This window comes from Glaciibacter sp. 2TAF33, from assembly GCF_052114945.1.
GTDB lineage: Bacteria > Actinomycetota > Actinomycetes > Actinomycetales > Microbacteriaceae > Cryobacterium.
This window is the reverse complement of record NZ_JBFRFS010000008.1, coordinates 229149-255789: the sequence shown is the minus strand read 5'-3', so window position 1 is coordinate 255789 and position 26641 is coordinate 229149. Positions and strand designations below refer to the sequence as shown.

At 68.6% G+C, this 26641-nt stretch carries 24 protein-coding genes and 1 tRNA gene; 4 read left to right on the top strand and 21 right to left on the bottom strand.

Annotated elements, in window-relative coordinates; genetic code table 11:
* The first annotated feature begins 13 nt into the window (after positions 1 to 13).
* Positions 14 to 580, top strand: coding sequence for a peptide deformylase (gene def, locus AB4Y94_RS10475; RefSeq protein WP_441727756.1), 567 nt, complete (start codon positions 14 to 16; stop codon positions 578 to 580).
* 15 nt (positions 581 to 595) lie between these two features.
* Here def and AB4Y94_RS10470 read toward each other — a convergent pair whose 3' ends face one another.
* The 6 genes from AB4Y94_RS10470 to AB4Y94_RS10445 form a co-directional block, all read right to left on the bottom strand.
* Positions 596 to 901 (bottom strand): AzlD domain-containing protein, encoded by a 306-nt coding sequence (locus AB4Y94_RS10470; protein ID WP_441727755.1) that lies wholly within the window; start codon positions 899 to 901, stop codon positions 596 to 598.
* On the bottom strand, positions 898 to 1680 hold the full coding sequence (locus tag AB4Y94_RS10465) for an AzlC family ABC transporter permease (RefSeq protein WP_441727754.1): 783 nt from the start codon (positions 1678 to 1680) through the stop codon (positions 898 to 900). Before AB4Y94_RS10465 ends, AB4Y94_RS10470 begins: the two co-directional genes overlap by 4 nt.
* Positions 1681 to 1720: 40 nt before the next feature.
* The gene (locus AB4Y94_RS10460) at positions 1721 to 2617 is read right to left on the bottom strand and encodes a sensor histidine kinase (RefSeq protein WP_441727753.1); all 897 of its coding nucleotides are present in this window, start codon (positions 2615 to 2617) and stop codon (positions 1721 to 1723) included.
* Between the two features lie 75 nt (positions 2618 to 2692).
* Positions 2693 to 2765: transfer RNA gene (locus AB4Y94_RS10455), tRNA-Asn, on the bottom strand.
* Positions 2766 to 2845: 80 nt separating this feature from the next.
* The gene (locus AB4Y94_RS10450) at positions 2846 to 4186 is read right to left on the bottom strand and encodes a sensor histidine kinase (RefSeq protein ID WP_441727752.1); all 1341 of its coding nucleotides are present in this window, start codon (positions 4184 to 4186) and stop codon (positions 2846 to 2848) included.
* A gap of 38 nt (positions 4187 to 4224) precedes the next feature.
* Positions 4225 to 4962, bottom strand: coding sequence for a response regulator transcription factor (locus tag AB4Y94_RS10445; RefSeq protein WP_441727751.1), 738 nt, complete (start codon positions 4960 to 4962; stop codon positions 4225 to 4227).
* Between the two features lie 190 nt (positions 4963 to 5152).
* Between AB4Y94_RS10445 and AB4Y94_RS10440 the strand changes: the two genes are divergently transcribed.
* Positions 5153 to 5680, top strand: a complete 528-nt coding sequence (locus AB4Y94_RS10440; RefSeq protein ID WP_441727750.1) for a hypothetical protein — start codon at positions 5153 to 5155, stop codon at positions 5678 to 5680.
* A 6-nt stretch (positions 5681 to 5686) separates the two neighbouring features.
* On the opposite strand, the gene AB4Y94_RS10435 is transcribed toward AB4Y94_RS10440, so the two are convergent.
* The 10 genes from AB4Y94_RS10435 to dusB form a co-directional block, all read right to left on the bottom strand.
* Positions 5687 to 6709 carry a D-isomer specific 2-hydroxyacid dehydrogenase family protein gene (locus AB4Y94_RS10435; protein WP_441727749.1) on the bottom strand — a complete coding sequence of 341 codons (1023 nt, stop codon included), beginning with the start codon at positions 6707 to 6709 and terminating at the stop codon, positions 5687 to 5689.
* Positions 6706 to 7074: a TfoX/Sxy family protein gene (locus AB4Y94_RS10430; protein ID WP_441727748.1), complete on the bottom strand. Its 369-nt coding sequence runs from the start codon at positions 7072 to 7074 to the stop codon at positions 6706 to 6708. Before AB4Y94_RS10430 ends, AB4Y94_RS10435 begins: the two co-directional genes overlap by 4 nt.
* Positions 7058 to 7972, bottom strand: coding sequence for an ATP-binding cassette domain-containing protein (locus AB4Y94_RS10425; protein WP_441727747.1), 915 nt, complete (start codon positions 7970 to 7972; stop codon positions 7058 to 7060). Before AB4Y94_RS10425 ends, AB4Y94_RS10430 begins: the two co-directional genes overlap by 17 nt.
* A gap of 4 nt (positions 7973 to 7976) precedes the next feature.
* Positions 7977 to 9665 carry a dipeptide ABC transporter ATP-binding protein gene (locus AB4Y94_RS10420; RefSeq protein WP_441727746.1) on the bottom strand — a complete coding sequence of 563 codons (1689 nt, stop codon included), beginning with the start codon at positions 9663 to 9665 and terminating at the stop codon, positions 7977 to 7979.
* Positions 9665 to 10750, bottom strand: coding sequence for an ABC transporter permease (locus tag AB4Y94_RS10415; RefSeq protein WP_441727745.1), 1086 nt, complete (start codon positions 10748 to 10750; stop codon positions 9665 to 9667). The genes AB4Y94_RS10420 and AB4Y94_RS10415 overlap by 1 nt, the downstream gene beginning before the upstream one ends.
* Positions 10751 to 10752: 2 nt before the next feature.
* Complete coding sequence (locus AB4Y94_RS10410; protein WP_441727744.1) at positions 10753 to 11838, bottom strand: ABC transporter permease; 1086 nt, start codon at positions 11836 to 11838, stop codon at positions 10753 to 10755.
* A gap of 93 nt (positions 11839 to 11931) precedes the next feature.
* Complete coding sequence (locus AB4Y94_RS10405; protein WP_441727743.1) at positions 11932 to 13569, bottom strand: ABC transporter substrate-binding protein; 1638 nt, start codon at positions 13567 to 13569, stop codon at positions 11932 to 11934.
* A gap of 158 nt (positions 13570 to 13727) precedes the next feature.
* Positions 13728 to 15599, bottom strand: a complete 1872-nt coding sequence (gene dnaG / locus AB4Y94_RS10400; protein WP_441727742.1) for a DNA primase — start codon at positions 15597 to 15599, stop codon at positions 13728 to 13730.
* 174 nt (positions 15600 to 15773) lie between these two features.
* On the bottom strand, positions 15774 to 17042 hold the full coding sequence (locus AB4Y94_RS10395; protein WP_441727741.1) for a deoxyguanosinetriphosphate triphosphohydrolase: 1269 nt from the start codon (positions 17040 to 17042) through the stop codon (positions 15774 to 15776).
* The gene (dusB, locus tag AB4Y94_RS10390) at positions 17035 to 18228 is read right to left on the bottom strand and encodes a tRNA dihydrouridine synthase DusB (RefSeq protein ID WP_441727740.1); all 1194 of its coding nucleotides are present in this window, start codon (positions 18226 to 18228) and stop codon (positions 17035 to 17037) included. The genes AB4Y94_RS10395 and dusB overlap by 8 nt, the downstream gene beginning before the upstream one ends.
* Before the next feature lie 37 nt (positions 18229 to 18265).
* Between dusB and AB4Y94_RS10385 the strand changes: the two genes are divergently transcribed.
* Positions 18266 to 18766 (top strand): aminoacyl-tRNA deacylase, encoded by a 501-nt coding sequence (locus tag AB4Y94_RS10385; protein WP_441727739.1) that lies wholly within the window; start codon positions 18266 to 18268, stop codon positions 18764 to 18766.
* A gap of 119 nt (positions 18767 to 18885) precedes the next feature.
* Here the strand turns inward: AB4Y94_RS10385 and AB4Y94_RS10380 are convergent, their stop codons facing one another.
* From AB4Y94_RS10380 to recO, 3 genes are all read right to left on the bottom strand, one after another.
* Entirely contained in the window at positions 18886 to 19599 is a 714-nt protein-coding gene (locus tag AB4Y94_RS10380) for a DsbA family oxidoreductase (RefSeq protein WP_441727738.1), read from the bottom strand.
* A 172-nt stretch (positions 19600 to 19771) separates the two neighbouring features.
* The gene (locus AB4Y94_RS10375) at positions 19772 to 20605 is read right to left on the bottom strand and encodes an isoprenyl transferase (protein ID WP_441727737.1); all 834 of its coding nucleotides are present in this window, start codon (positions 20603 to 20605) and stop codon (positions 19772 to 19774) included.
* A complete protein-coding gene (gene recO, locus AB4Y94_RS10370; RefSeq protein WP_441727736.1) occupies positions 20602 to 21324 on the bottom strand; it encodes a DNA repair protein RecO in 723 nt (240 codons plus the stop codon). The genes AB4Y94_RS10375 and recO overlap by 4 nt, the downstream gene beginning before the upstream one ends.
* A gap of 86 nt (positions 21325 to 21410) precedes the next feature.
* Here recO and AB4Y94_RS10365 point away from each other — a divergent pair, with 86 nt between their 5' ends.
* Entirely contained in the window at positions 21411 to 22097 is a 687-nt protein-coding gene (locus AB4Y94_RS10365; protein WP_441727735.1) for a trimeric intracellular cation channel family protein, read from the top strand.
* Positions 22098 to 22206: 109 nt separating this feature from the next.
* On the opposite strand, the gene leuA is transcribed toward AB4Y94_RS10365, so the two are convergent.
* Together leuA and AB4Y94_RS10355 are read right to left on the bottom strand one after the other, a co-directional pair.
* Positions 22207 to 23973 (bottom strand): 2-isopropylmalate synthase, encoded by a 1767-nt coding sequence (gene leuA, locus AB4Y94_RS10360; RefSeq protein WP_441727734.1) that lies wholly within the window; start codon positions 23971 to 23973, stop codon positions 22207 to 22209.
* Positions 23974 to 24141: 168 nt separating this feature from the next.
* Positions 24142 to 26634: a phosphatidylglycerol lysyltransferase domain-containing protein gene (locus AB4Y94_RS10355; protein WP_441727733.1), complete on the bottom strand. Its 2493-nt coding sequence runs from the start codon at positions 26632 to 26634 to the stop codon at positions 24142 to 24144.
* Positions 26635 to 26641 lie beyond the last annotated feature (7 nt).

Below are 26641 nucleotides of genomic sequence, written 5' to 3'. Positions count from 1 at the left end.
ATATTCTTGCTGAATGGCCGTGCGACCGATAGTAATTTCAGGTGACCTTGTTCTCCACTCCCCCGCAGCTCCCGTCGTCGATTTCAACGACGATCTGCGCACACTGGTGAACGACATGTTCGACACCATGGATGCCGCGCCGGGCGTTGGCCTGGCCGCGCCGCAAGTGGGTGTGTCGTTGCGGGTGTTCACGTTCGGCTACACGGACGACAATGACCACCCGTGGCGCGGGGTGGCCATCAACCCCGAGTTGTGGATCACGCCCGTCCCGGCCGGTGAAGCCGACGACGATGAGGACGTCGAAGGGTGCCTCTCATTCCCCGGGGAGCGGTTCCCGTTGCTGCGGTCCGCGCATGCCGTCCTGCGTGCGGTGGATCTGGACCAGAACCCGTTCGAGATCCCGGCCCACGGTTGGCTGGCGCGCATCTTCCAGCACGAGTTCGACCACCTCGACGGAACGCTGTACGTCGACCGGCTCGAGCATCCGTACGCCAAGCTGGCCGCGAAGGTCACCCGAAAGCGCAGCTGGGGCGTGCCAGGACTGACTTGGCTGCCGGGCGTCGACGCCCTGGACGCGTAGGCCCGGGCCAGCCGGTCAGGTGAGCGCGCGGATGCCCGCGGCCACCACTGCCGCCACGACGACCACGACGATGAACGGCACCCGGAGGGCGAACAGGCCCGCCGCGACGATCACGGCCGGCACTCGGGCGTCGACGACGATGGACTCGCCGTGGCCCAGGGTCTGCACCGAGATCAGGGCCGCGAGCAGGGCGACGGTGAGCAGGTCCGCGGTGCGGGCCGCCGCCGGTTTCGCCAGCAGCGACGGCGGTACCAGGTAGCCGGCCATCTTGATCGCCAGGCACGCGATCGACGCCAGGATGATGATCTGCCACAGTGTCATGCCGGTTCGCCCGTCCCGGTCGTGTGGGTCCCCGCGTCGGGCGCAGCCGGCCCTGCCGCCGGTGCAGCGGATGCCGGTCGGCCCAGCAGGTTGAACACACCCACGACGATGGCGACCACGGCGGCGACGAGAACCGGCAGGCCGGGCATAAGCACCGGCGTCAGCAGGGCTGCGACCACGGCCGCGACGACAGCGACGGCTCGGGCCTGCAGCCGCTTCAGCCGTGGCCACAGGAGCCCGACGAACGCGGCGGCGGCTGCCGCGTCGAGCCCGTACGCGCTGGTGTCGCCCATGGCGTCTCCGATCATGGCGCCGGCGAGGGTGGTCAGGTTCCACCCGATGAACACGGCCAGGCCGGTGACCCAGAAGCCGACGCGGCGGCTCTTCGCGGTCGGTTGGGCGAGGGCGACGGCGGTGGACTCATCGATCGTGATCCAGGCGGCGATGATGCGCTTCCACCAGCCGCGGCCCACGATCGGCCCGGTGCGGATGCCGTAGATCCCGTTGCGGGTGCCCAGGAGCGCGGCACTGGCGATGGCGGCAGACCCGGCCGCGGTTCCGCCGCCGGCCAGCACCCCCACCAGGGCGAACTGGGAACCGCCGGAGAACATCACCAGGCTGATGAAGCAGGTCTGCCAGATGTCGAGCCCGGCCGCAACCGCGAGGGCGCCGAAGGAGATCCCGTAGGCGGCGGTCGCGATCCCGACGGCCAGGCCATCCCTGATCGCCTCCCGCCTGGCGGCGGGTTCTGCGTCGGCGCCCACGGCACCGGTGTTCATCGCTTCGTCCCCATCGCTTCCGCGCCGCAGCACGTCGACATCAGCGCCGGGCCAGGTCAACGCCGTGCACGCCGTTGTGGAACCGCAGCGACGGGAACACGACCGAAACCGAGAATCCGACACCGGGAACGGTGCCGGCGTTGAACACGCCACCGAACAGCTGGGCCCGCTCCCGCATTTGTGTGATGCCCGCCCCGGAGATGCTCTCGGTGAGCGCCGCCAGGTCGTCGTCGATCGTGTATCCGGAAACCGGGCCGGCAGCATCCACTGGCCCTGCCGTCGACGACGCCGCCTCGGCACGGCGCGCGGCGGCGCGGATGCCGTCGTCGTCGATCTGCAGCTTGAGGCCGTCCTGGGTCCAGCCGAAGGAGACCCGGGCTTCGGTGCCGACTCCGCCGTGGCCGAGGGTGTTGGCGAGGGAGGCCTGGAGGATCCGGAAGATCGCGAGTTCGGCGCCGGGCTTCAGCGGGAAACGTTCCCCGGTCTCGACGAAGTCGACGACCAGGCCGGCATCCCGCATCACCCGGAACAGGTCACGGGCGGACGGCAGCCCCGGGCGGGAGGTGGCGACGGACTCGCCCTCGCGGGCGATGGTGAGCACCCGCCGCATATCGGCCAGGGCGCCGCGCCCGTCGTCGACCAGCGCCGTCGCCGCCCGCACCGCGGTGGACGGGTCGCTCTCTGCGGTGTAGCGGGCGCCCTCCGCGCGGGTGATCAGGCGCGACACCGACAGCACGGCGACGTCCTGCAGCTCACGGATGATGCCCAGCCGGCCCTGCTGTTCGGCCAGCGACAACTCGAGGTCGATCCGGGTGCGTTCGGCCGTGGTGCGGTCGAAGTTCGTGCGGCGGACCTGGCGCACCGCCCGCAGCCACAACACCAGCAACACGATGACGACAACGACGAGCACCCCGCTGAGGATGGTCCAGCCGGTCATGCCCACGCCCTTCTCGGTGCACAAATGTCGCGAAACAAAAAGACCACCAGGGGTGGAGCCCTTGGTGGCCTTTCGCTCCCCGAGTTGGACTCGAACCAACAACCTGCCGGTTAACAGCCGGCTGCTCTGCCAATTGAGCTATCGAGGATTACTGCTTGAACAGCGTTGCTACTTTACCAAAGGTTGGCCGTGCGCCAAATCGAGGGCGCTCTTCAGCCCGTCCAGCGGTCATCCCGGGCGTGTCGGCCCGCGATCTGCCTCACCCCGTGGCAGCTCCAAACGAAAGCACGCGCCGCCTTCGGGTGCAGCATCGACCAAGAGCATTCCGCCCATTCGCGTCGCGAGGCGGGCAGCGATGGAAAGTCCCAGGCCGCTGCCGACGGCACGCACGTCTCGATACCGTTCGTAGAGCGCTCCGCGGTCGAAAGCGACGGATCGATCGCCTGCGCTGAGGCCGGGGCCGCTGTCACGAACCTCGACGATCGCGTCCGGTCCGCTTTCTCGCACGGCGATAACGATGGGTGAGCCTGCAGGGGTGGCTCGCACGGCGTTGTCGAGCAGGTTGTCGAGGATCTGCCGCACCCGTTGGGGGTCGGCGCGGGCGATGACCGGATGCGAGGGTCGCTCAGTGCTCAAGCGGATGCCGTTCTGCGCGCATTGTGCGGTCCAAGCCCGTTCCACCTCGCCCGCGAGTCCGGCGAAGTCGAGCCGGGTGGGGTGAAGTTGAAAGTCGTCCGCCCCCAACCGTGCCAACTCGAGCAGGTCGGTAACGAAGCGGTTCAGGCGTTCGGTTTCCGCCGCCAGGGTCTCCCCGACGTGGCGAAGCTCAGACTGGTCGACCAGACCATCAGCGAGCGCCTCGCCGTAACCGCGAAGTGCCGTGAGCGGACTCCGGATATCGTGCGAGATTGAGAGTAGGAATTCCCGTTGGCGGCCCTCGCTCGTGGACAGCGCGGTGTCGAGTGTTGCGAGCGCCTTCGAAACTTCCGCGACTTCCGTGACGGAGCTTTCGGGCAGGCCGACGGAGCGCTCTCCCGCCGCGAGTTTGCGTGCAGCGGCGGCCGCGACGACCAGGGGGCGGGCGATGCGCCGCGCGAGCGAGGTGCCGATCAGGATCGCCAGGGCGAAACCGATTCCGAGCGCCAGGGCGAGACGCGCCACCGTCTGCCCCGAGGCAGCGTAGACGGTGTCGAGGCCTCGCGAGAGAACGATCGCGCCGCCGGACCTGGTCGGCCTCGCCTCCACGAGCACGCGCGTTCCGCCGGTGGAAACGGTGGTCGACACCGAGTCGCCGGCCAATACTCGGTTGACCTGTCTCGTCGTCAGGGGGGTCGACGTTCCACCGGATACAACGCCATTGGGGCCGATCAGCGTGAACGAGTAGTCACCACGGTCGAGGAGGCGTTGCTGGCGCCGATCAAGCGCGAAGGAAGACGGGCGAAGAGCGCTGAACTCGTCGGCTGCCTGGGACAGGAGGTTGCGCGCCTGCTCCACCCCGGCTGAACGGATCAGCGGGAAGGCGATCGCGCCCGTCACGGCGACGGCCAGTACCACAACGGTGACGCTCATCACCGTTATCCGGCCGGAAAGGGAGGCCAGCCACCGCTTCACAACCCGGCTCCCGTCGGCGGGTGCAACGGATCGCGCTGGGGCGGGGCATCCGTCGCGGCGTACCCGACGCCGCGGGAAGTTCGAATCGGACTGGCCTCGCCGAGCTTCGCCCGAAGCTGCGCGACATGCACATCGACGGTTCGAGCGCCACTGTAGTTCGCCTGTCCCCACACCGCCGAGAGAAGCTGGTCGCGGGTGAACACCCGGCCCACACTGCTGCACAGGTATGCGAGAAGATCGAACTCTGTGGCCGTCAGCTCAACGGGGCACCCGGAGGCCGATACTGTGCGCCGGTGGACGTCGATCGTCACCTCGCCCACGGTCAGAGCCCGAGTGTCGGGGGCACCAGCCGTGCGGCGGAGTATTCCCGTGATCCGGGCGACGAGTTCACGCGGTGAGAACGGTTTGGTCACGTAGTCGTCGGCTCCGAGTTCGAGCCCCAGGATCCGGTCGACCTCGTCGTCGCGCGCGGTCACGAAGACAACCGGTGTCCAGTCGCCGGCATCGCGCATCAGCCGACAAATCATGATTCCGTCAAGACCCGGCAAACCCACGTCGAGCACAACCGCAACCGGCCGTAGCCTCTTGATTTCGGCGAGGCCGCGTTCGCCGTTGGCCTCAACGTGCACGCCGAACCCCGCCCGGGTCAGGTAGAGGCGCTCGATGTCGGCGATCGACCGGTCATCTTCGACAACCACGACCAGCCCGCGCTTATCGCCCGTCTTCTCGCCCATGAGGCAAATCTAAGCCCGAGTGGGCGCCGCAGCAGCCGCTCAGGCCTCACCCTGGTGCTGCGCCGGCACTCTTGACAGTCCTCGAACAATCGCCGAACGAAAACCGATCATTGACCTGAGAGTGTGGACGTTGTTCCGGACCCCACCGGGGCCACAGCACACGCTGGTCGGCTCGTCGAAAGGACCCACCATGACCGCGTTCCCGCACGCTTCAATACCCTCGTCCGCCCCGTCACCCTCGTCCGCCCCGTCACCCTCGTCCACCCGGCACGCCCGGCACCCGCGAGGTCGCCGACGGAGCACGATCGCCTTGGCCGCAGCGCTCGGCACCGCCGCCGTCGTCGGCCTGGGAGTCGCCGGAACCACGACCGCATTCGCCGACACGTCAACGCCCACTCCGTCTGCTACCGGAAGTCCCTCTCCGCAGCTCGGGCTGCATCGGAGCGCGCTCGCACGCGAGATCGCGGTCGACGTGCGTGCTCGAACCAACTTTGCGACGCGCGCACAAAAGCTGGCAGCGACGATCATCGACAAGCATCCCGCGCGGTTCGCCGCCCTGCCCGCGGCGCTGCAGACCGATCTCACGGCGCTGAAGGGGGCCTCGGGCGGCGACATCGCAACCGACGCGACTGCCATCAGGACCAAGGCCCTCAGCGGAGGATACGGCGATCGGATCCAGAAGTTCGCCGAGCGGGTACAGTCCCGAGCGAAGAAGTGACCCCGGTCAATAGCCTTCCGCGGGGTCCACGACCCCCACAAAGTCGCCGTCGCCGAGGAAGGCGCGCACATTGAGCCGAATGCGCTCGGCGAGCAGCGGCGCGGTCATCTCGGGCGTGTCGGCCATGTGCGGGGTGATCAGGCAGCGCGGTTCGCTCCACAGCGGATGCCCCGCCGGGAGCGGCTCGGGATCGGTCACGTCGAGCGCCGCGCCGGCGATGCCGCCGGTCGCCAACGTGTGGACGAGCGCGTCGGTGTCGACGAGGGGCCCGCGGGCGATGTTGACGAGGATCGCATCGGGCGGAAGGAGCGCGAGCTCCGCCGCGCCGATCAGGTGCCGGGTGCCGGTGGTGAGCGCGGCAGCCACGACGACCACGTCGATGGTCGGGAGAACGTCGGCCAGCGCATCCGTTTGCACGGTGTCCGCCGCGCCAGGAACGGGGTCGGCGCGCCGCCTGACCACGGTGATGCGGGTGTCGAACGGGGCGAGCAGCCGGATCAGCTCGTGCGCGATGCCGCCGGCCCCGATGATGGCCACCCGGCGGCCGTAGAGGGACCTGCCCTCCGGCGTGGCATTCCACCTCGTGGCGCGGGCGCGCTTCGGCAGCACCCGGAGCAGGGCGAGCGCCAGCGCCAGGGCGTGTTCGGCGACCGGCTGGGCGTAGGCGCCCTTGGCGCTGGTCCAGAGGAGGCCGGGTCTGGACTGTGCGGCAAGAATGGGGGCGAAGGCGTCGACGCCGGCCCACGGCAGCTGCACCCATTCGACCTGGGGGTTCGCGGCGAGCGTGTCGCCCAGCTCCGCGGCTCGGGCGTAGGAGAGCCAGACCAGCCCGCGGGTGTCGGCGGAGAGGGCGGCCGGGTCGCCTCCGGCGCCCCGGACCGTGGCCCTGAAGAGCCGCCAGCGGGCAGCCTCCACGGGGTCCCCTGCCGGTCCGGGCACCGGCAGCACGGCGATCGGGCCCGGCGTCGGTCGGCTGTCGGCGGGAAGGGGCCCGCCGGAGGGGACGACGGCGCGGTGCTGGGCGTTCATCGGGCGGGCGGCCGCGGGTACGGCTTCATCTCGTTGGTGTCCTTCGGCAACGGCTTCAGTTTCGGAGCCTGGAGCGCGTCGGCGGTGGCTTGGACCGCCTGCCCCAGCCAGTCGCGGTCCTCGAGTGCGTCGCCCGGAACCCGGTGATACTCCTTCGCGCCGGGATAGGGCGGCGCGAGTTCGGTGCGGGCGAACAGGGCCGGATCGGCGTCTGTCGGCTTCAGGAAGAGGGCGTCGCCGCAGATGAGCCCGACGACCTTCCCGTCGCAGTAGATCCCGTATTCGCCGAACATCGGCCGGGTGCGCACGGTGAGGCCGGCCAGCTGGTCCTCGATGAACGCGACGGTGTCAGGACTCGTCGACACGATGGTCGACCTCCTGGCGCTCACCGCGCTCCTCCTGGTCCTCGCCGTCGTCCTCGCCGTCGTCCTCGTCGGAGTGCCGCCGCAGTGCCGCGCCGAGGCCGGCGACATACGGATGCCACGGGTCGTCGAAGACCTCGTCGATGGTGCCGAGGCCCACCAGCACGCCCTGGTGCATGACCCCGATGCGGTCGGCGACCCGACGGAGTACCGCGAGGTCGTGGCTGATCACCAGGGCGGAGAACGACCGTTCGCGCTGCAGTTCGCCGATCAGGTCGATGACGGCGTTCCGCACTGTCACGTCGACCCCGGCGGTCGGCTCGTCTGCGATCAACAACGCCGGGCCGAAGACCAGCGCGCGGGCCAGGGCCACCCGCTGCCGTTGCCCGCTGCTGAGTTCGTAGGGGAATGTGCCGAGCACGGACAGCGGCAGGCGCACGGCGTCCACCATGGTGGCCACGCGGGTCGCCAGGGCCTTCCGGTTGTATTGCTTGTCACGGTCGAGCACCGGCTCGGCCACGATTTCTGCGACGGTCATGGTGGGTGGCAGGGTTTCGGAGGCGTCCTGGGCCAGGAGCCCAACGCCGAAGGTGAGCCGGGTAAGCTTCCGCCGGCTGATCCGGCGCAGCGGGAACCCGAGGACTGTGGCCTCTCCCCCGGTGATGACCGGGCGAACATCCGCTGAGCTGCTTCCGAACGACCCCGAGAATGCGTTACCGGAGAGCACCCGTGCCAGCGTGCTCTTGCCGGACCCGCTTTCCCCGAGGAGGCCCAGGACCTCGCCGGGCGCGATCTTCAGGGTCAGGCCGTGAACGGCCACGAACGCCGGGCTCGCGCCGTGCGGCGGGTATTCGATCGTGAGGTCGCTGGTGTTGACCGCGAGGTCGTCGTGTGGGGCCATACCCCTATCCTGCCGCGCGCAGGCGGCGCAGTCCTTCACGTCGAACGGTCTGCTCCGCCGGGTCTGGCACCGGCAGCGAGGCCAGCAGCCTCCTGGTGTACGGATCCTGCGGGTTGCCGAGGACCTCTGCCCCGGTCCCCTCCTCGACCAGTTTGCCCCGGTAGAGCACCGCGATCCGGTCGGCGAGGATGTCGATCACGGCCAGGTCGTGGCTGATGAACAGGGCCGCGAACCCGAACTCGCGTTGCAGTTCGGCGAACAGCTCGAGCACGCTGGCCTGCACCGACACGTCGAGGGCGCTGGTGGGCTCGTCGGCTATCAGCAGTGCCGGTTCAAGCGCGAGCGCCCTGGCCAGGCTGGCGCGCTGCCGCTGGCCGCCCGAGAGTTCGTGCGGGTACCGGTCGCCGTACGCGCGCGGCAGCTGCACCGCTTCCAGCAGGTCGTCGACGCGGGCGCGAGCGGATGCCGCGTTGGCCGCCCTGCGGTGGACCACCAGCGGCTCTGCCACGCACTCGGCGATGGTCAGGAGCGGGTTGAAGCTCGACGCCGGGTCCTGGAAGACGAAACCGATGTCGCTGCGCAACCTCTTGAACTCCCGCTCCCGGAACCCGTTCATCTCATGGCCGAGAACCCGCAGCGACCCGTCCGTGATGCGGGTGAGGCCGGCGATGGCCCGCCCGATCGTGGTCTTGCCGGAGCCGCTCTCACCGACCAGGCCCAGCACCTCGCCCGGCCGGATGGCGAAACTGACCCCGTCCACGGCGGTGAACCCGTGCCGACCGAGCCGGCCGGGATACTCGATGCGCAGGTCTGTGGCGACCACCACCGGCTCGGCGGCGGCCCAACCCGGCGCGCGTTCGCTGGCGCGCACGGCGGCGCGATCCACGCCCTGTCCCACGTGCGGCACGGCGGCAAGAAGCTTCTTGGTGTAGTTGTTCTGCGGCGAGCTGAACAAGGTCTGCGCGGCCGCCTCTTCGACGACCTTGCCCTGGTACATCACGGCGACCCGGTCCGCGAGGTCGGCGACCACGCCCATGTTGTGGGTGATGAGCACGATGGCGGTCCCGAATTCGTCGCGTACGGTGCGGAGCAGGTCCAGGATCTCTGCCTGCACCGTCACATCCAGCGCCGTGGTCGGTTCGTCGGCGACGATCAGGCCGGGGTCGAGCACCAGCGCCATGGCGATCACGACGCGCTGCTTCTGCCCGCCGGAGAACTGGTGCGGGTAGTAGTTGACCCGGGTCTCCGGGTCGGGGATACCGACCTTGCCGAGGATTTCGATGGCCTTCGCCCTGGCCTCCTTGCGGCTGAACTGGCCGTGCGCGCGGATCCCCTCCGCGATCTGCCAGCCCACCGTGTAGACGGGGTTCAGCGCCGTGGAGGGCTCCTGGAACACCATTGACACGTCGGTGCCGCGCACCTGCCGCAGTTGTGCCTTGGAGATGGTGACGATGTTGTTCTCGGTCAGGCCGTCCTTGCTGCTGAGGACGATCGCGCCGCGCGCGGTGGCGGTCTCCGGCAGCAGCCCCAGGATGGTCTTGGCGGTCACGGTCTTGCCGCTGCCGCTCTCGCCGACGATGGCGAGCACTTCGCCGGGGGCGACCGAGAGGCTCACCCCGTCCACCGCGCGCACGGCGCCGGCATCGGTGGCGAACGAGACCGCGAGGTCCGTGATTGTAACGACGTCACTCATCAGGGCACAATCCCATCTCCACGCTTGCCTGGATAAAGTTCGAGCCCGTCGACCCCGCCGGGTCCGGCGGTCAGCGCTCCGCCGGGCACGACGGATGTCTCACCGGCGACACCGGAGGTGACGGCACGCCGGCCGCGCAGCCGCGGGTCGGCCAGGTCGTTCAGGCTCTCACCGACGAGGGTGACGCCGAGGACCACCAGCACGATCGCGGCACCCGGGAACACGGAGGTCCACCAGATACCACTGGTAACGTCCGATAGCGCCTTGTTGAGGTCATACCCCCACTCGGCGGCGGCGCTCGGCTCGATGCCGAAGCCGAGGAAGCCGAGGCCGGCCAGGGTGAGGATCGCCTCCGACGAATTGAGCGTGAAGATCAGCGGCAGAGTGCGGGTGGCGTTGCGCAGCACGTGCCGGAACATGATCCGGCTGTTGCTCGCGCCGAGCACCCGCGCCGACTCGACATAGGCCTCGGCCTTGATACGCACGGTCTCGGCGCGGATCACCCGGAAGTACTGCGGGATGAACACTACGGTGATCGAGATGGCCGCAGCGAAGATGCCGCCGATCAGGTCGGACCGGCCGCCGGAGATCACGATCGACATCACGATGGCCAGCAACAGGGACGGGAACGCGTACACAGCGTCGCAGACGACGACGAGCACACGGTCCAGCCAGCCGCCGAAGTACCCGGAGACCAGGCCGAGCATCACGCCGGCGAAGATCGACAGGATGACGGCGACGACGATGACGAAGAGCGCTGTCTGCGCCCCCCAGATCACCCGGGAGAGCACGTCGTAGCCACCGACGGTCGTGCCGAGGAGGTGCGCGCCGCTGGGCGGCTGCTGGGCGCCGAAGCTCACCCCGTCAGCGCGCAGCTGGTTGTACCTGAATGGAGCCAGCACCGGCGCGAACACGGCGGTGAGGATGAAGACTCCGGTGATGACGATCCCGGCCACGAGCATTCCGCGCTGCAGTCCGACGCTCTGGCGGAGCTGGTGCACGATCGGCAGGCGGTCGACCAGGCGACGCTTGCGGTATCCGCCGTTCGTGACCGGCGCCGGCGGGCTGGCGGTGGCTGATGCCATGATCAGTACCTCACTCTCGGGTCGATCAGTGCGGCAATGATGTCCACGATGAAATTGGAGAGGGCGACGATCACGGCCAGCAGGGCGACGATGCCCTGCACCGCGACGAAGTCACGCGCCTTGAGGAACTCGGCGAGCATGAAGCCGAGGCCCTTCCATTCGAACGTCGTCTCGGTGAGCACCGCTCCGCCGAGGAGTAGCGCGATCTGGAGTCCGATCACGGTGATGATCGGGATGAGCGCGGGGCGGTAGGCGTGCTTGCTGACCAGCCGGAATTCGTTGACGCCGCGCGACCGTGCGGCGTCGACGTAGTCGGTGCCGAGGGTGCCGATCACATTGGTGCGCACGAGCCTGAGGAACACGCCCGCCGTCAGCAGTCCCAGCGCAAGTGCCGGCAGCACCGCGTGGCTGAGAACGTCGAGGAGGACCTCGCTGTTGCCGGTCAGGATGGCGTCGATCGTGTAGACGCCGGTCTTGTTCGGCAGCACCTGCATCTGCAGTTCGGAGCTGGTCGTGGCGCGGCCGGCGACCGGAAGCACCTTGAACCAGACGGCGAAGACGAGCTTGAACAGCAGACCGGAGAAGAACACCGGGGTGGCGTAGCAGAGGATGGCGAAGACGCGCAGGAACGCGTCCGGCGCCTTGTCCCGCCAGTAGGCGGCCACCATTCCGAGCGGGATGCCGACGATGAACGCGACGATCAGCGCGTAAAACGCGAGCTCGGCCGTGGCCACGCCATAGGTCGTGAGCACCTCCGTGACCGGGCGGTTGGTGCTGATGGTGGTGCCGAAGTTGCCGGTGAAGATTTGACCGAGGTACTCGACGTACTGCACCAGGATCGGCCGGTCGTAGCCTGCGGCGTGGATTCGCTCGGCCAGCTGTTCGGGCCCGAGCCGTCCGCCGAGTGCGGCGGTGATCGGGTCGCCGGTGGCTCTCATCAGCCAGAACACCATCGAGACCAGGATGAAAATGGTCGGGAAGATCAGCAGGAAGCGAACGCCGATGTACCGGCCGAGCCCACCGCCCGAGGGTCGTTTGCGGCCGGCAGGCCGGGCGGCCTGTTCCGGCTTCGTTGCCACAGTGGTCATTCCTACCTCACGGTTGCACAAGAGTTGGGGCATCCAGCTGATCGCAACTGGATGCCCCCTCAGTCAAGCTAAGAAAACTCTAACGCGATCGCGTCAGCCCTTCGACAGGGCCGCGTAGCGGAACTTGAATGACGCGTCAAGCGTGTCGCTGGCGCCCTTGACGTCGGTCCCGGTCACGGCAACCTGCGCACCCTGGAGCAGCGGCACGGTGGACAGCTGGGCCGCCACCTTGGCCTGGATCTCCTCGATGAGCTTGGTGCGCTCGCCCGCGTCTTCAGTGACCGCCTGCTTCAGGATCAGGTCGTTGACTTCCTGGTCGCTGTAGTGGTTGGAGATGAAGTTCTTCGTGAGGAAGAACGGCGTCAGGTAGTTGTCGGCGTCGGAGTAGTCCGGGAACCAGCCGAGCTGGTAGGCGGGGTAGACATCCGCCGTCCGGTCTTTGACATACTGCACGTACTCGGTGGACTGCAGGTCCACCTTGAACAGGCCTGATGCCTCCAGCTGGTCCTTGATCAGGGCGTACTCGTCTGCCGAACCGGGGCCGTAGTGGTCAGTGTTGTACTGCAGCTTGAGCGCCACCGGCAGGGTCACGCCGGCTGTCTCGAGGGCCGACTTCGCCTTGTCCACATCCGGACCGCCGTTGCCGTCGCCGTAGAGGTCCTTCAGGACCTCGGTCGCACCTGTGAGGCCGGCCGGAACGTAGGAGTACAGCGGGGTGTAGGTGCCCTTGTAGACCTGGTCGGCGATTTCCTTGCGGTCGACGACGTCGGCGACGGCCTGCCGGACCGCGAGGGCCTTGGCCGGGTCGGCATCAGCGGTCGTCGCGCCGTACGGCTGGGTGTCGAAGTTGAAGACGATGTAGCGGATCTCGCCGCCGGGGCCGTCGACGACCTTGACCTTGTCGTTGCCGCGCAGGTCGTCGATGTCGGTCGCAGACAGGCTGCGGAACGCCACATCGATGTTGCCTTCCTGCACGTCGAGCTTGAGGTTCGAGGTCTCGGCGTAGTACTTGACGTTGATGACATCCGTCTTCGGCTTGCCGAGGAGACCCTGGTAGTCGGGGTTCGCCTTATACGAGATCAGGTTGTTGAAGTCGTAGCTGGTGATCGTGTACGGGCCGGCGAACGCCTTCGCCTTCACGATGTCGGCGTCGGGGGTGACCGCGTCCGGCGAGAAGGAGTCCTCGTCGACGATGCCGCCGGCTGAGCTGGTGAGGATCTGCGGGAAGACCTGGTCGTTGGGAGCCTTGAGGTGGAAGACGACGGTGGTGTCGTCTTTGGCCTCGGTGCTGTCGAGGTTGTAGAGCAGCGACGAGGGGCCGTTGTCGTCGGCGATCTTCACCTGGCGGTCGAAGCTGAACTTGACATCGGACGACGTCAGCTTGTTGCCGTTTGCCCACTTGAGGCCGGGCTTCAAGGTCACCGTGTATTCCGTCGGGGTGGTGAACTCCGCCTTGGTGGCGATGTCCGGTTCAACATCCGCGGTGCCGTACGGCGCGTTCATCAGGAACGGGAAGACCTGGGTCTGGACGGCGAATGAACCGTTGTCGTAGGAGCCAGCCGGGTCGAGCGTGGTGACCTTGTCGGTGGTCCCGATGGTGAGGGGGCCGCCGCTGGTCGTGCTGCCACCGGTTGATCCGCCGGTGGAGCAGCCGGCGAGCACGAGCGCTGCGGCGGCGAAAGCCGCGGCGAAAGCGAAAGCGCGCTTGCCATTTGTGGATGCGGATGTCATATCCGTAAACCTCTTCCTGTTTGGAGTCTCATGCACTGCACCGTGAAAAAACGCAACAATGCATTGCTGTTCACCTAGAAGTAGCACATAACGAGCGTGGACTGATAGCGCGGCGACGCTTCTTTACCGACCTGCAATCAACGGACGAAGCCGGCGGCTTACTCTTCGCGGAGACTCCGGCGCTCAGCCTCGACCCGCACCAGTTCCCGCTGCAGGGTCGAGTAGACCTCGCGGTTGGCGGCATCCGCTCGCTGCAGGCGGCCGAGGAGTTCGGCCTTGAGGCGCAGGAGTTCCCGGTCGACCAAGGCGATGGTGATATCGCGGACGTACCGGGTGATCTCCCGTTCGGTGCGCTCGGGAAGCGGGGCGACGGCGAGCTGCTGCACCAGGTTCGCGAGCGGCGCGGGGACCTCGGCCAGGACCCGGTCGAGCCAGTCCTGGTCGGCGGCATGGGCGACGCTGGCGGCGATGCCGTTGCTCACGACGGCCAGCGACTGGTTGCCGAACGTGGTCTGGGTCGCGCGCTGCAGGAGGTCCACCCCGATCAGCGACGGATGCTGCAGCATCGCCATCAGCGCGTCCCGCTCCAGGCGGGTGGCCGGGTCGATCGGCAGTTCCACCAGTGAGAACGGTTGCTCACGGGGTGCCGGCTCGGCCGGCGTCCCGGCCTGCCGCGGCGTGGAGCCTGCCCCCGGGTCGCTGGAACGCGTCCGGTGCTGGGCGGCGGTCACCGCCCTGGTCACGTCTGCGAGGTCCACGCCGAGGAGGCGCGAGAGCTCCCGGGTGTAGCCGGGACGCAGCGAGGGGTCGCGGATGTCGCTCACCACCGGCGCGGCGGCGCGGAGGGCGGCCACCCGTCCTTCGACGGTGTCGAGGTTGTACTGGCCGAGCAGTTGCCGGATCATGAATTCGAACATCGGCTTCTTGGCGTCGATCAGACGGCGCACGGCGTCATCGCCGCGCTTCAGGCGCAGGTCACACGGGTCCAGGCCCTCCGGCGCCACCGCGACGAAGGTCTGTGCGGCGAAACGCTGTTCCTCGCCGAACGCGCGCACCGCGGCTTTCTGCCCGGCGGCATCCGGATCGAACGTGAACACGACCTCGCCCAGGCCGCTGTCGTCACCGAGCACGCGGCGGAGCACCTTGATGTGGTCGACGCCGAAAGAGGTGCCGCAGGTGGCGACGGCCGTCGTGATGCCGGCCAGATGGCAGGCCATCACATCGGTGTACCCCTCGACAACGACCACCTGGTGGCTGCGGGAGATGTCGCGCTTGGCCAGGTCCAGGCCGTAGAGCACCTGCGCCTTGTGGTAGACCGGCGTCTCCGGGGTGTTGAGGTATTTGGGGCCCTTGTCGTCGTCGAGCAGCTTGCGCGCGCCGAAGCCGATGGTCTGCCCGGTGATGTCGCGGATCGGCCAGACCAGCCGACCGCGGAACCGGTCGTAGACCCCCCGGTCCCCGGCGGAGACCAGACCGGAGAGGGTGAGCTCCTCGGTGCTGAAGCCGCGCCCACGCAGGTGGCCCGTGAGTTCGTCCCAGCTCTTCGGGGCGAAGCCGATCCCGAACCGTTCGGCAGCCAGGGAGTCGAAACCGCGCTCGCCGAGGAAGGTGCGGCCGACGTCGGCGCCCGGGCTGCCGAGCTTCTCGACGAAGAACTCGGCGGCGGCCTGGTTGGCGGCGAGCAGGCGGGCCCGGTTGCCGTGGTCGGGCGCGGCGCCGCTCCCGTCTTCGTAGTGCAGTTCGAGCCCGACGCGGCCGGCGAGGCGCTCCACCGCCTCGGAGAAGCTGACGTGGTCCATCTTCTGGAGGAACGAGTACACGTCCCCGGATTCCCCGCAGCCGAAGCAGTGGTAGAAACCGACCTGCGGGCGCACGTGGAAGCTGGGGCTGCGCTCGTCGTGGAACGGGCACAATCCCTTCATCGAGCCGACGCCCGCCGACTTGAGGCTCACATAGTCCCCGACGATGTCGGCGATGTTGGTGCGGGCCTTGACCTCTTCGATGTCGCTTTGTCGAATCAGGCCTGCCATAGCGTAATCCTAAGTTAGAACCGCTGAGTGCCTTCCCCCCTCCGCCGAAAACGCACTCGTTGGGGTTATAGGAGCCTCATGACCCCAACAAGTGCAGGTTCGCGGACGGTGAAGACGGGCGTGGGGGTCGGGAACGGGGATGCACACGCGTGGTCGCGGACGGGTGGACGCGGATCAGGACTGGACGAGGCGTTCGTACCAGGCCAGGGCCGACTGGTCGGTGAGGCTGGCGACCTGGTCGACGATGACCCGCTTGCGCCCGGCGGCGTCGGATGCGGCGCGCCAGTCCTCCCGGAACCCCGGGTCGAGGTGCTGGTCCCCGGCGGCGAGCAGAACGTCGGCGAGGAGCGTGAGCACCTGCCGCTGCTGCGTGTAGATCGGCTTCCGGGTCGTGGTCGACATCACGAAGGCGGCGACGATGCCCTTCAGCACCGCGATCTCCGCCTGGATCTCCCTCGGCACGACGACAGAACCGGCGAAGCGGATGAGGTTCCGGTGATCGAGCCCGTCGAGATCCGGGTGGGCCGCCCGGGTGGCCTTCACCGCGGCGCCGGAGAACCGGCCGATCAACTGGCTGGTGAGATTCTTGAGCCGGCCCTGGTCGATCCGGCCGCCGTCCCAGCTGTCGAACCAGACGTCGAGGGTGTCGAGCCGATCGAACGCGGCGATGAGCTCCTCGTGGGAGACCGCCCCGCCGATCCATTCGTACATCGACGACACCAAGCCGTCGTGGTCGACCCTGCTGCCGAGGGCCGCGACGTCGATGTATCCGCTGAACACGGCATCCTCGAAGTCGTGCACCGAGTACGCGATGTCGTCGGAGAGGTCCATGACCTGGGCCTCGATGCACAGCCGGCGGTCGGGGGCGCCGCGGCGCAGCCATTCGAAGGCGGCCAGGTCGTCCTGGTAGAAGCCGAACTTGGCGCGACCGCTGGGGTCGGCGACCGAGGAGTCCTCCGGCCACGGGTACTTGCAGCTGGCGTCCAGGCTGGCCCGGGTGAGGTTGAGTCCGAAGCTCTCCCCGTCAGGCCCGAACACCTTGGGCTCCAGCCGGGTGAGCAGCCGCAGTGTCTGGGCGTTGCCTTCGAAGCCGCCGATGTCGTTCGCCCAGGTGTTCAGCGCGCGTTCGCCGTTGTGGCCGAACGGCGGATGCCCGATGTCGTGGGCCAGGCAGGCGGTGTCGACGATGTCCGGGTCCAGCCCCAGCCGGATTGCCAGTTCCCGGCCGATCTGCGCGACCTCGAGGGAGTGGGTGAGCCGGTTGCGGGCGAAGTCGAGGCCGGCGGTGGGGCTGAGCACCTGGGTCTTGGCCGCCAGCCGGCGGAGGGCCGAGGAGTGCAGCAGCCTGGCCCGGTCGCGGGCGAAGTCGCTGCGCCCGGAGGTGTGCTCTTCGGGGTGCGCCCGCTCCTGGTCGAACTCGCTGTAGCCGGACCGGTCATCCACCGCTGGTATCCCCTTCGCCCTCGGTGAGGTTGGCCCGTTCGGCGCCGGCGAGCTCACGGGAGTCCAGCCAGCCCGCCGGCAGTGCCGGCTTCTTCGGGGTGCCGGCGCGTCCGCGCGGACCCTCGGCGCCCACCCCGGGGTACGGCTGGGTCCAGTCGAGGGTGCCGAGCAGGTCGTCCAGCTGGGCCAGCGATTCCACGGTCGCGAGGCTGGCGCGGAGGTCTCCCCCGACCGGATACCCCTTGAAGTACCAGGCCACGTGCTTGCGGATGTCCCGGCATCCGCGTTCCTCACTCTCGAAGAACTCGGCGAGCAGCTCGGCATGCCGGCGGAAGGTGCGGGCGACCTGGCCGAGGTCAGGGCGGATGCCGGCGCTCGCGTCGCCGCCGTCGGCCTGCCCCCTGAACGCCGCAGCGAGGTCCCCGAACAGCCACGGGCGGCCGAGGCACCCGCGGCCGACGACGACGCCGTCGCAGCCGGTCTCCCTCACCATGCGCAGCGCATCGTCGGCGGACCAGATGTCGCCGTTGCCGAGCACCGGCACACTGGTGATGGTGTTCTTGAGGGTTGCGATGGCCGACCAGTCGGCCTGCCCGGAGTAGAATTCGGCGGCGGTGCGGGCGTGCAGGGCGATGGCGGCAACGCCGGCGCCTTCCGCGGCCTTGCCTGCCTCGAGGTAGGTGAGGTGGTCTGAGTCGATGCCCTTGCGCATCTTCACGGTGAGCGGCAGGTCGCCCGCGGCGGTGACCGCGGCTTCGACGATCTGGCGGAACAGTCGGAGCTTCCAGGGCAGGGCGGAGCCGCCGCCTTTGCGGGTGACCTTGGGCACCGGGCAGCCGAAGTTGAGGTCGATGTGATCGGCGCGGTCCTCGGCCACGAGCATGGTGACCGCTTCTGAAACGGTCTTCGGATCGACGCCGTACAGCTGGATCGAGCGCGTGGTCTCGCTCTCGTGGTGGGTGATCAGCCGCATTGACTCCCGGGTGCGTTCGACCAGCGCCCGCGACGTGATCATCTCGCTCACGTACAGGCCCGCTCCGAATTCCCGGCACAGCCGGCGGAAGGCGGTGTTGGTGATGCCGGCCATGGGCGCCAGGATCACCGGAACGTCGAGGCTCAGTTGACCGATGCGGAGCGCGCCGGTTTTGGGGCCCGCTGCCTGGCTTATCGTGGGTGAGGGAGTCATCATCACCACCAATTCTCCCAGAAAGCCGGGTCGGGTCATGAACGATGCGTCGCAGCCTGTGCATAACGAGGGAAAAGCGCGCGTGTTGAGGGACGCCGCGGAACGCGGTGTCGAGGTACGGATCCTGGCACGCCCGGTCGCCCACAGCCTGCAGGAGGCCGCCGAACTGATGGGCATCCAGCCCGGCGACATCGTCAAGACGCTGGTGGTCAAGCGCCACGACGGCGACTACCTGTTCGCCCTGATCCCCGGCGGACGCAAGATCTCCTGGGCGAAGCTCCGGCCGTTGGTCGGGGTGAACAAGCTGTCGCTGCCCGACGCGTCAGCGGCGCTTGAGGCCACGGGCTTTGCCCGCGGCACCATCACGCCGTTCGGCAGCAGCACCGCATGGCCGGTATTCGCGGATGCGTCGATCCTCGGCCGTGAGGTGTCGATGGGCGCCGGCGAACACGGCTTCAGCGCCTTCGTCGACGCCGATGCGCTGGTGAGGGCGTTCGACGCGACGGTGGCTGACATCAGCGACCCGGAGGGAGACTGACGGCTAGATGCCGCAGGAACCGCCACCGCAGCATCCGCCGGCCTCGGCCTGGCCGAGCAGCTCGATGGTGGGACGTCCCTCGGTCTCGACGGGGGCTTCGATGATGGTGGTGATGTCGCTCATGCGTTCTGCTCCTGCGTTGGGGTCGGTGTGGGGGAATTCTCGGTCCAGACTTGCTGGAGCACTTGGGCAAACGTAGCAGGGTCCTGCGCGCCGGAGACGCCGTACTTGCCGTCGATCACAAAGAACGGCACCCCGTTGATGCCGTACTCCTGGGCCTGGGCCTGGTCGGCGCGCACGGCGGGCAGGTACTCGTTCTCTGTCAGCGAGCGGATGATGTCACCGCGGTCGAGACCGAGCTCGGCCCCGAGGTCGGCCAGGTCCTCGATGCGGCCCACGTGGTGGCCCTCGATGAAGTAGGCCTTGAGCAGGCGCTCGACGGCGGCCAGCTGGACGCCGTGGGCCTTGGCGTAGTGCAGCAGCTGGTGAGCCTTGACGGTGTTGGTGTGCTGGAGCGCGTCGTAGTCGTAGGCGAGGCCGACGTCGGCGGCGATGCCGGTGACGCGGTCGAGCATGCCCTGCACCTGGCCGGCCGGCAGTCCCTTGTGCTGGGCGAGGAAGTCGATCTCGCTGCCGGCGAAGTCCACCGGGGTGTCCGGTGAGAGCTCGTAGCTGTGGTACTCGACCACGACGTCGGGGGCGTCCTCCCCCGCTTCGGCGGCGAACGTTGCGGCGCCGGACTCGAACTTGCGCTTGCCGATGTAGCACCACGGGCAGGCGATGTCGGACCAGATGTCTACTTTGATGGTTTCACTTTTGATGGTTTCACTCACCGTGGCAACAACCGGAGCGATCGCTCCGGTATTCCCGCCCCGCCGCCACACCCCCGCGGCCCCGCCCCGTGAGGGGTCACAAATCGACCTTCCAAGCGCCCCGGAACGTCGATTTGTGACACCTCACGCCCCACCGGGCGGACGATGGGGCGGGAGGTCAGGGGGCGGGCGGTCAGGGGGCGGGCGCGTCGACGGCGCCCCCGTAACGGCGGTTGCGCCCGGCGTACAGTTCCACGGCGTGCCACAGGTCGACCCGGCTGAAGTCCGGCCACAGGGTGTCTAAGAACACCATCTCCGCGTATGCGCTCTGCCAGAGCAGGAAGTTGCTGGTGCGCTGCTCCCCTGAGCTCCGCACGAACAGGTCCACGTCGGGCAACTCTGGCGTGTACAGGTGCCGGGCGATCGCCTTCTCGGTGATCCCCGACGGCTTCAGCCTGCCGGCGGCGACGTCCTCGGCCAAGGCGCGCACGGCATCCGTTATCTCGGTGCGGCCGCCGTAGTTCACGCACATCGTGAGTGTCAGCACGTCGTTGCCGCTGGTGAGCTGCTCGGCGAACTGCAGTTCGTTGATGACGGATGCCCAGAGCCTCGGTTTCCGCCCGGCCCAGCGGATGCGCACGCCCCACTCGTTCAGTTGGTCGCGACGGCGGTGCAGCACGTCCCGGTTGTATCCCATCAGGAAGCGCACCTCGGCCGGCGAACGTTTCCAGTTCTCGGTCGAGAACGCGTAGACGCTCAGGTGCTTGACCCCGATCTGGATCGCCCCTGCGACCACGTCGAGGAGCGCCGCCTCCCCCGCCTTGTGGCCCTCGATCCGGGTGAGCCCGCGGGCGTTGGCCCAGCGGCCGTTGCCGTCCATCACCACGGCCACGTGCTCGGGAACCGCCTTCGCGGGCACTGCCGGCGGGTAGAGGCCGGTCCAGCCCAGCGGCCGGTAGGCGACGGCGTCCTTGTGGGTGAACGGTTTCGGCGCGCCGGGCGCGTCGCCCCGCTTCTTCTCGCTCAACGGCTCACGTGCTCCAGGGATCGCAAGGACCGCTCCAGGTGCCACTGCGTGTAGGCGGCGACGATCCCGGTGGCCTGGGCGCGGGTTCTCTCGGCGGTGCTTTCGACGTGCTCCCAGTCGCCGGTCAGCAGCGCGCTGAGCAACGTGATGGTCGCGGTGTCGAGCCGCGGGGAACCGGGCGGGGCGCATCCGTCGCAGACCACACCGCCGAGCTGTACCACCACCGCGGAATGTTCGCCGGCCACGCCGCAGCGGGAGCAGTCGTGGAAGCTCGGCGCCCAACCCGCCATGGACAGGGCGCGCAGCAGGTAGGAGTCGAGGGTGAGGCTGGCGCCGTGTTCCTTGCGCGACAACGACCGGAGCGCGCCGACCAGCAGCAGGTACTGCTGCAGCGAGCTCTCCGCCTCCGAAAGCTTGTCTGCGGTCTCGACCATGGCGCTGGCGGCCGTGTAGCTCGGGTAGTCGGCGGTGATCAGGGCGCCGTACGAGCCGAGGGACTCGGCCTGGGTGATGATGTCGAGGCTCCGGCCCTCGTACAGCTGCACGTCGGCGACCATGAACGGTTCAAGCCGGGCGCCGAACTTGGACGCGGTGCGTCGCACGCCCTTGGCGACCGCGCGCACCTTGCCGTGCTGCCGGGTGAGCATGGTGACGATCCGGTCGGCCTCACCCAGCTTGTGGGTGCGCAGCACGACGGCTTCATCACGGTAAACGGGCACGATTCGATTCTCCCACGCCGGGCGACGGATGCCGCCGCCCGCGCCGAACCGGACCGGTTGCCGTTCGCACGTGGTACTGATTAGACGTGACCGAGACGCTCTTCACCATCCCGCTGTGGATCGACCTCTCCGCCGTCGCCATCGGGGCGATCCAGGGCGCGATGTTCGCGGGGCGGTTCACCGACCGCCGGTTCGACCTGTTCGGCGTCGCCATGATCGGCGTGGTGGTGGGACTCGGCGGTGGATTGCTGCGCGACATCCTGCTGGGCGGCATCCCCGCGGCGCTGCAGAGCAACTGGTACCTACCGGTGGCGACGGGGTTCGCCCTGCTCGGGATGCTGCTGCAGAGCCTGTTCAACCGGCTGAACCCTCTGATCGTCGGGCTCGACGCGGTGACAATCGGGCTGTTCGCCGCGATCGGCACCACCAAGGCGCTCTCGCTGGGGCTGCCGGAGGTGCCCGCCTTGTTCGTCGGCGTGGTGTCGGCGGTCGGCGGGTCGATCGTGCGGGACGTGATGCTGAACGTTCCGATCGCGGTGATGCACGTCGGCTCGCTCTACGCGGTCGCGGCCGGTGTCGGCAGCGGGTTGCTCGTGGTCCTGTTCCTGCTGCAGGTGCCGATCACGGTGGCCGCGATCGTCTGCGTCATCGTGACCACGGTCATCCGCATCCTCGCCGCCCGGTTCGGCTGGACGCTCCCGCAGCAGCGGGCGATCGGAAGCTGGCCGCGCTGGCGGGCACCCGCCTCCGTCGCCCGTCGCCGCCACGACTAGGTACCCCCGCGCGTGGCGCGCGAAACCCACCCCCACGCGAGAACGCACTTGTTGGGGTTATGACGTCGTCATAACCCCAACAAGTGCAGGTTCGCGTGGGTGGGCGGGGCTAGACGGAGGTGAACTCGCGGTCGCCTGAGGCAATACGGATGCCCCGGTTCACCGACGACACGACGGCTTTGAGCGAGGCGGTGGAGATGTCCGCGTCGATGCCGACCCCCCAGTAGCGCTTGCCGTTGACGTCCAGCTCCACGTACGCGGCGGCCGTGGCGTCGCCGCCGGCGGACATCGCGTGCTCCACGTAGTCGTACAGCGTGACCTCGATGCCGCGTTCGGCCAGGATGCCGAGGAACGCGGCGATGGGCCCGTTGCCGGCGCCCGTGGCCGGGGCGACGTCCACGCCGTCACGCAGGTCGACCGTCAGCTCGACGGAGCCGGAGAGGTCGCTCGCGGTCCGGGTCGAGTACAGCTCGAAGCGGCCCCACTTGGCGTCGGCGTCGGCGTGGTGCGCGGGCAGGTATTCGTCCTGGAAGATCTCCCAGATCTGCCCGCTGGTGACCTCGCCGCCCTCGGCATCCGTCTTGGCCTGCACGACCCCGGAGAACTCGATCTGGAGCTTCCGCGGCAGGTCGAGGGCGTGGTCGGTCTTCAGCAGGTAGGCCACGCCGCCCTTGCCGGACTGCGAGTTCACCCGGATCACGGCTTCGTAGCTGCGACCGAGGTCCTTCGGGTCGATCGGCAGGTACGGGACCGCCCACTCCAGGTCATCGACGGTGACCCCGCGACCGGCGGCATCCGCTGCCATCGCCTCGAAACCCTTCTTGATGGCGTCCTGGTGGGAGCCGCTGAACGCTGTGAAGACCAGGTCACCGGCCCACGGGCTGCGCTCGGGCACGGGCAGCTGGTTGCAGTGCTCCGCGGTGCGCTTGACCTCGTCGATGTTGCTGAAGTCGATCTGCGGGTCGATGCCCTGCGTGAACAGGTTGATGCCGAGTGCGACCAGGTCGACGTTGCCGGTGCGCTCCCCGTTGCCGAACAGGCAGCCCTCGATGCGGTCGGCGCCGGCCATGTAGCCGAGCTCGGCCGCGGCGATCGCGGTGCCGCGGTCGTTGTGCGGGTGCAGTGACAGGATCACGTTCTCCCGGTGGGCGAGGCGCCGGCTCATCCATTCGATCGAGTCGGCGTAGATGTTCGGGGTGGCCATCTCGACGGTGGACGGCAGGTTGATGATGACCTTGCGTTCCGGGGTGGGTTCGAACACCTCGATCACCTGGTTGCAGATGTCCAGCGCGAATTCGAGCTCGGTGCCGGTGTAGCTCTCCGGCGAGTACTCGTAGTAGACGGTGGTGCCGGGGATGCTGGCCTCTGCTGCCTTGCAGAGGCGCGCGCCGTTCAGGGCGATGTCGATGATGCCCTGCTTGTCCTGCCGGAACACGACGTCGCGCTGCAGCACGCTGGTCGAGTTGTACAGGTGCACGATGGCCTGTTTCGCTCCCGCGATCGACTCGTAGGTGCGACGGATCAGGTGTTCGCGTGACTGGGTCAGCACCTGGATGGTGACGTCGTCCGGGATGGCGTCCTGGTCGATCAGGCTGCGCACGAAGTCGAAGTCGGTCTGGCTGGCCGACGGGAAACCGACCTCGATCTCCTTGTAGCCCATGCGCACCAGCAGGTCGAACATGATGCGCTTGCGTTCCGGGCTCATCGGGTCGATCAGCGCCTGGTTGCCGTCGCGCAGGTCCACGGCGCACCAGCGCGGGGCCTGGGTGATGTGGGTGCCTGGCCAGGTGCGGTCGGGCAGTTCGACGCGGAACTGCTCGTGGTACGGGCGGTACTTGTGCACCGGCATGGCAGACGGGGTCTGGGTGTTCTTCATGATCTGTGTTCTCCTCGCGAGTGGTGGGGTGCCGACGACAAACTCCGCGACGAGGGAGGCCCGAGGTTAGGACTCGTCGCGGCAGCTAAGGAGGAGCACGCCAAACAACACAGATTCAGGCTAACACCGATTGCGTGCGGTGATCGTCACAGATCGGGCAGCGGATGCTCACCCGAGGCCCCGCACAAAGGCCACCGCCTCGCGCATGGTCAGCGACGGCAGATACGCCCGCACCAGCGCAAGCCCGATGGCGGGCAACGCCAGCGGGTCAGGGTAGGCCATGTGCAGCGGGTGGAACTCCGGCTGGAACTTGCGCTTGAACGCAAGCAGCGACGAGAAGCCGTACACCGGCTCCAGCGTGCGCCGCAGGAACCCGGTCACGAGCATGGGCAGGCTCGGTGCGGCCGGCTCGGCCTCGGCCGCCCGCGCCAGCGGCGCCGCCGACAGGCTCAGGAACTCGACCGGCTGCTCGCGCAGCATCTCCAGGGTCTCTGCGATGAGGAACTCCATCACGCCGTTCATGCTCTCCGGGCGGCGTCGCATGAAGTCAAGCGTCCACCCGATCACCTCATCGCCGCGACGTGTCGGCAGCCAGCTGGTGACGGCGTGCACCCGGGCATCCGCATCGAGGGCGATCATCAGGCGCACCGCCGGGTCGCGCAGTTCGTCGAGACCGCCGAGGGTGAAACCGAGTTCAGGCAGCTCCTTCTCCTGCACCCACTGCTCGGAGATCTCGGCGATCTGCAACGCCTGGAGCACCGGGAGGTCACGGTAGCTGGTCCACACCGCCCGAACGCCGGCCCGTTCGGCGCGATTCACCGACGAGCGGATGTCCTGCCACCGTTTCCCGGTCGGGTTCCAGTCGCTCGGGCGCAGCACGGTCTCCTCCCCCACCGGCATCGACTGCCATCCCATCGTTCCGAACAGCGCCCGCCAGCCGTCGTGGATGCTGTAGAACACCGGCACCCAGCCGTGGTCATCGCACATGGTGGCGAAGTCGGCGACCGCCGATGCGGCATCCGGCGATGTGCTGCCGATGGGACCGATGGGCTCACCGGTCGTGATCGCCACGCCGTTGACCACGCGATAGGCGATCGCAGCGGTGCCCGCCCGGTTGAACCAGAGCGAGTTGCCCTCCCAGGTGGACATGAAGGCCAGGGACCCGCCGCCGGCGGCCAGGAGCGAGCGCAGTCGCGCCCCGTCGTCTCGGGTAGTGCCGGCCGGGCTGCTGCGCATGCACAGCACTGCGCCGACCAGCAGGATGATCCAGAACACCGGGCCGACCCACTGGTACAGCGTCGTCGACAGCGGCCCGGCCGGAAGGAAGGAGAGCCGTTCCAGGCGGAGGAAACCCACCGGGATGAACCGCTCCGGGACATCCGTCACCAGGTCGAGCAGGGTGACGTGCGGGCGGAACTGGTCGCGCAGCAACCACCCGGCGCCGACGTAGAGCGCGGCCAGCGCGAGGAACGAGCCGGACGTGGCCAGGACGAACCGGCGCCGGAGCGCGGGCCGGGTGCGCACCGGGAACCGGCGCAGGTTCGCGATGAGGAGCACGGCGGTGGCCAGCGGCACCAGGACCGACACCACGAGGATGAGCGCGACTTCCCAGTAGTGGGCCGAGTGCCAGCGCCAGGAGTACGGCTGGCCGGAGACCGGGAGCAGCCCGTAGTACCACGCGCCGAGGGCCGCCAGTCCGGCGTTGACCACGATGGCCAGCCAGGCGGCGAAGCGCCGGCCCCGCGCGATTCCGACGGATGCGACCAGGAGCGCCAGGAGGGGAAGAAGGCTGACCAGCACGGGACCGGCCCCGCTGACCCGCTCAAGGGTGAGTTCGTTCACGCACTGCCGGGTGATGTTGCCGAGCAGGCACCGGTCCACGACGTCGCCAGGGGCCGGCACCTCCTGGGTGAGCAGCATCCCGAGCGGGGCCAGGATCCCGAAGCGACCGCCGGAGAAGACGGTGACCAGCGGTCCGATGGAGAGCACTCCGACGACCGAGGCGAGGAGGGTGCGGGTCTCGTGGTGTGAACTCCGGCGCCAGCTGAGGTCGAGGCGGTGCATGCGGTGCGGACGGAGCGCCGCACCGAGCACCAGCCCGATGATCGCCGCGATCAGGCGGTAGAGGTCCGCCGGCTGCCCGGAGTAGAGCAGCAGCATCAGCACGGTGGAGAGGGTCACGACCCGGATCCGGCGACGCCACAGCACCCCGGCGAAGGAAGCGCCGGCCATCAGGCACGCCACGATCGGGGTGAACGGGTCGACCGTCCAGAGTTCGCTCACCCCGACGGACCAGAGTTCCCCGCTGGCGACGCCCGCACTCTGGGCGAGGATCCCGAGGCCGGTTCCGCCGAACGCCCCGAGGACGAAGACAAGCGCCGTGCGCCAGGTGCCCATCAGCCGTTCGGCGAACCCGAGCAGGACCACGCCGCCTGCCAGCACGAGCAGCAGTTCCGCGGTCGTGTCGGCGAGGAACACCGAGGTCAGGGGCGACCACCAGTGGCCGGCGCTCATGACCGGCTCGTAACCCGTGCCGAACTGGGTTCGAAGCTGCAGATGCGCGCCCCTGGTCGCACCGGACACCACTGCGATGACGAGCACTACCGCGGCGAATGCCAGCGCGAACGGCTGTCGGCGCGCCTGGCGCCACAGTCGGCTCATGGTGCTG

Excerpts from the sequence above, each read along its gene's own strand:
- dusB (WP_441727740.1), bottom strand. The coding sequence starts at position 18,228 with ATGACTCCCTCACCCACGATAAGCCAGGCAGCGGGCCCCAAAACCGGC.
- AB4Y94_RS10450 (WP_441727752.1), bottom strand. The coding sequence starts at position 4,186 with ATGAGCGTCACCGTTGTGGTACTGGCCGTCGCCGTGACGGGCGCGATC.
- AB4Y94_RS10465 (WP_441727754.1), bottom strand. The coding sequence starts at position 1,680 with ATGAACACCGGTGCCGTGGGCGCCGACGCAGAACCCGCCGCCAGGCGG.
- def (WP_441727756.1), top strand. The coding sequence starts at position 14 with ATGGCCGTGCGACCGATAGTAATTTCAGGTGACCTTGTTCTCCACTCC.
- AB4Y94_RS10440 (WP_441727750.1), top strand. The coding sequence starts at position 5,153 with ATGACCGCGTTCCCGCACGCTTCAATACCCTCGTCCGCCCCGTCACCC.
- AB4Y94_RS10415 (WP_441727745.1), bottom strand. The coding sequence starts at position 10,750 with ATGGCATCAGCCACCGCCAGCCCGCCGGCGCCGGTCACGAACGGCGGA.
- AB4Y94_RS10410 (WP_441727744.1), bottom strand. The coding sequence starts at position 11,838 with ATGACCACTGTGGCAACGAAGCCGGAACAGGCCGCCCGGCCTGCCGGC.
- leuA (WP_441727734.1), bottom strand. The coding sequence starts at position 23,973 with ATGAAGAACACCCAGACCCCGTCTGCCATGCCGGTGCACAAGTACCGC.
- AB4Y94_RS10445 (WP_441727751.1), bottom strand. The coding sequence starts at position 4,962 with ATGGGCGAGAAGACGGGCGATAAGCGCGGGCTGGTCGTGGTTGTCGAA.
- AB4Y94_RS10420 (WP_441727746.1), bottom strand. The coding sequence starts at position 9,665 with ATGAGTGACGTCGTTACAATCACGGACCTCGCGGTCTCGTTCGCCACC.
- AB4Y94_RS10460 (WP_441727753.1), bottom strand. The coding sequence starts at position 2,617 with ATGACCGGCTGGACCATCCTCAGCGGGGTGCTCGTCGTTGTCGTCATC.
- AB4Y94_RS10435 (WP_441727749.1), bottom strand. The coding sequence starts at position 6,709 with ATGAACGCCCAGCACCGCGCCGTCGTCCCCTCCGGCGGGCCCCTTCCC.
- AB4Y94_RS10425 (WP_441727747.1), bottom strand. The coding sequence starts at position 7,972 with ATGGCCCCACACGACGACCTCGCGGTCAACACCAGCGACCTCACGATC.
- dnaG (WP_441727742.1), bottom strand. The coding sequence starts at position 15,599 with ATGGCAGGCCTGATTCGACAAAGCGACATCGAAGAGGTCAAGGCCCGC.
- AB4Y94_RS10385 (WP_441727739.1), top strand. The coding sequence starts at position 18,266 with ATGAACGATGCGTCGCAGCCTGTGCATAACGAGGGAAAAGCGCGCGTG.
- AB4Y94_RS10405 (WP_441727743.1), bottom strand. The coding sequence starts at position 13,569 with ATGACATCCGCATCCACAAATGGCAAGCGCGCTTTCGCTTTCGCCGCG.
- AB4Y94_RS10470 (WP_441727755.1), bottom strand. The coding sequence starts at position 901 with ATGACACTGTGGCAGATCATCATCCTGGCGTCGATCGCGTGCCTGGCG.
- AB4Y94_RS10355 (WP_441727733.1), bottom strand. The coding sequence starts at position 26,634 with ATGAGCCGACTGTGGCGCCAGGCGCGCCGACAGCCGTTCGCGCTGGCA.